Here is a 2,154-nt window from a genome sequence, read left to right as displayed (position 1 = left end):
TGTCGACGCTCTTCGAAATGTAGGCCGGTGGCGCTCGTTGAAGATCGGCCACTTGGTGGTTGTTTAGTCTGCCGTGTTGTCTGTCCGCATGGACGGGAGTGTGTCGATTTCGGTGTTGCGGAGTCGGTAGCTGTTTCCTTTCAAGGTCAGGACGTCGGCGTGGTGGACGATTCGGTCGATCATCGCCGCGGCAACGACGTGGTCGGAGAACACGTCGCCCCAGCGGGAGAACGGCAGGTTCGAGGTCAGGATCAGCGAGGCGTGTTCGTAGCGGCTGGAGACCAGTTGGAAGAACAGGTTCGCTGCGTCTTGTTCGAAGGGGATGTATCCGACCTCGTCGACGATCAGTAGTCCGTAGCGGCGGAGTTTGGCCAGTTCGGCGGCGAGGCGGCCGTGCTGGTGGGCGGTTTGTAGGCGGGTGACCCATTCGACGGCGGTGGCGAACAGGACGCGGTGGCCGTGGTGGGCGGCGGCGATACCCAGCCCGATCGACAGGTGGGTTTTGCCGGTTCCCGGTGGCCCGAGTAGCACCACGTTCTGGGCTTTGGTGATGAACTGGCCGGTGCCCAGATGTGCGATGGTGTCGCGCTTGAGGGCGGGCTGGTGGTCGAAGTTGAATTCCTCGATCGCTTTGCGGGCGGGGAATCCTGCTGCGCGGATCCGGATTTCGGCGCCGGAGGACTCTCGGGATGCCACTTCGCGGGACAGGACCGCGGCGAGGTATTCCTCATGCGTCCAGCCGGCGTCGCGGGCTTGGTCGGCCAGGCGGGCGGCGCTGTCGCGGATGCGGGGGGCCTTCAACGCGTTGGCGTAGTACTCGATCTGCTTGGCGGTATCGGCGGGTGCGGCCATCACGCGACACCCTCGCCGCCGAAGTCGACGCCGAAACAGGTGTCGTAGTCCGCGAGGTTACGCACCAACCCGCCGTCATCGACGCTGACGGTCCGAGATTGTTTGTGTCCGAATGCTTCCCGCAATTGCGCAGCGGTGTGGACATGGGTGGGGTCGGTGATGGTGACCGCTTTCGACCAGGCTCTGCGGTGGGTGGCCACCAGCAGCCCGTCGCAGCGGGCGGTGACGGTATCCAGATCGGCACGAATGTCGATAAACCGTCCGATCACCGTCGGGTCGATCGAGTAGTCGTTGCCCAAGACACGCAGGTAGTAGTCACGCGGCAGCCTCGCGCGGCTGGTGAACCCGACCGCCGGGGCGATCGGCGGCAGTGTCGTCATCGCGGCCCGGTCGATGCCGACCAGCTCCGCTGGGGAACCCGCGATGCGCCGGACGTGTCGAGCGTTGGCGATCGGCAGCCACTCGGCGAGCTGGGTGTTGAAATCTCCTGGTGAACTGAACGACCGGCCGGGCAGGAACGAGGTCTCGAGATAGCCGTTCACGCGTTCGACGATGCCCTTGGACTCCGGGTCGAACGGCTTGCACTGGACGATGCGGGTGGCCAGCATCCCGGTGAACGCCACCACCCCAACGGCCAGGTGTCCGCCCTTGCCGATCCCTGATTCGTTGTCCCACAACAGCCTGCGCGGGACTTTCCCCAACTGCCCCGACAGCAGCGACCACATCCCGGCCAGCAGATCCGCGGTGGTCCGGGTCGGAATCATCATCGCAGTGATGAACCTCGAGAACGAAGCCACCATCACCAGCACCGGGGGTGTCCCGACCTGCCCGGCGCCCAACGGGATCGGTGTCGGTGGGAACCACAGATCGCACTGCGCCTGATCCCCGGGCCGATACTCCAGCCGGTCCGCCGGATCCTTCGGTGCGTACTGCGGCCGCAGGGCCGCGACTTTCTTACGGAACCACGACGGTGACCCCGCCCAGCCCACCCGCTCGGCGATCACCGACGCCGGCATCGCCGGGAACTGCGCCAGCAGCTCCCGCACCAGCGGCTCGAACTCGTCGAACGCCGAGGGACCCGACACCCGCTGGTATCGCGGCGGCGACTCCGAGGCAATCGCCCTCGAGACCGTGTCCCGCGAGATGCCCAACCGGGACGCGATCGCCCGCATCGACAGGCCCTCACTCGCATGGAGATACCTGATCTGCGCCCATTCCTGCACTGAGATCACCCTTCCGATCGTGGATGGGTGGCCGATTTTCAAAGAGCGCCGGTGGCCGGATTTTCGAAGAGCGCTGACA

General features: G+C 65.6%; 2 protein-coding genes. Both read right to left on the bottom strand.

Annotated elements, in window-relative coordinates:
* Positions 1-63: 63 nt before the first annotated feature.
* A complete protein-coding gene (gene istB / locus ABZ552_RS34025; protein ID WP_281873984.1) occupies positions 64-852 on the bottom strand; it encodes an IS21-like element helper ATPase IstB in 789 nt (262 codons plus the stop codon).
* Complete coding sequence (istA, locus tag ABZ552_RS34020; protein WP_281873985.1) at positions 852-2,084, bottom strand: IS21 family transposase; 1,233 nt, start codon at positions 2,082-2,084, stop codon at positions 852-854. The genes istB and istA overlap by 1 nt, the downstream gene beginning before the upstream one ends.
* Positions 2,085-2,154 lie beyond the last annotated feature (70 nt).

Origin of the sequence: Nocardia sp. NPDC019219 (assembly GCF_040632645.1) — a bacterium.
Taxonomy (GTDB): Bacteria; Actinomycetota; Actinomycetes; order Mycobacteriales; family Mycobacteriaceae; genus Nocardia; species Nocardia sputorum.
This window is presented reverse-complemented; position numbering and strand designations above follow the sequence as displayed.

Bases quoted from the DNA above. Each gene is read 5' to 3' on its own strand.
- istB (WP_281873984.1), bottom strand. From the start codon at position 852: ATGGCCGCACCCGCCGATACCGCCAAGCAGATCGAGTACTACGCCAAC.